Source organism: Shewanella sairae (assembly GCF_023283535.1).
In the GTDB taxonomy this organism is placed as follows: domain Bacteria; phylum Pseudomonadota; class Gammaproteobacteria; order Enterobacterales; family Shewanellaceae; genus Shewanella; species Shewanella sairae.
Genome location: NZ_JAKILT010000207.1, coordinates 1 through 726, shown reverse-complemented (window position 1 = coordinate 726; position 726 = coordinate 1). Strand labels below are relative to the sequence as shown.

Genomic DNA, 726 nt, shown 5'->3' with positions numbered 1-726 from the left:
TTTTGATTTACGGGTCATTTGTTCACCTTGTGTTTAGATGGGGATTATACCCCTTACATCTTGGTGTCCAAATTCACTATGCCACTACAATCTTCCACACAGGTTCAGCATACGGTTCTAACTAACTTCTGCCCCTTTATCAGCTAGAACAAATACTCTACCTCCAGTTCTTGCTACAATTTTTAATTGCATATTCATGCACCTTACATTTCCCGCTCTCCAGCTAAAATTAATAAGACCATTTCAGTAGTCATACAGGAGATAGCGTATGTGGACGAAGAAAGGTCATTTAACTGGGCAGAAAAAGCCCTTTAAGCTTGAGGATATCTGGCGCATCCGTACTAGGCTCGAAATCGAAGGTAATATCATGGAGTTGGCTCTGCTCAACCTCGCCATCGATTGTAAATTACGGTCATGTGATTTGCTCAGAATGAAAGTTCGAGATATTTCATCGGGTGGTGTTATTCAAAATAGAGTTCTTTATCAACAAAGTAAAACGGAACGTGAGGTTCAATTTGAAATAACTTCTCGTACAGCTCAATCACTAACACAGTGGTTAATGCAAAGTGGCTTATCGTCATCAAGTTATATATTCCCTAGCCCTCGTAAGAACGGGAGACCTATGAGCTATAGCTGCGTAAGCGATCAATATAAGACGGATTCCTTGAGGGGCAACGTTTAGATAATCTCAGAACAAATCCCATTCTGAGAACATCCTATGACTAC

The 726-nt window shown here is 40.5% G+C and carries 1 pseudogene; it reads left to right on the top strand.

Going from position 1 to position 726, the window contains the following annotated elements:
- Positions 1 to 268 precede the first annotated feature (268 nt).
- Positions 269 to 643: pseudogene (locus L2748_RS24200) on the top strand (tyrosine-type recombinase/integrase); the annotation flags it as partial.
- Positions 644 to 726: the final 83 nt, after the last annotated feature.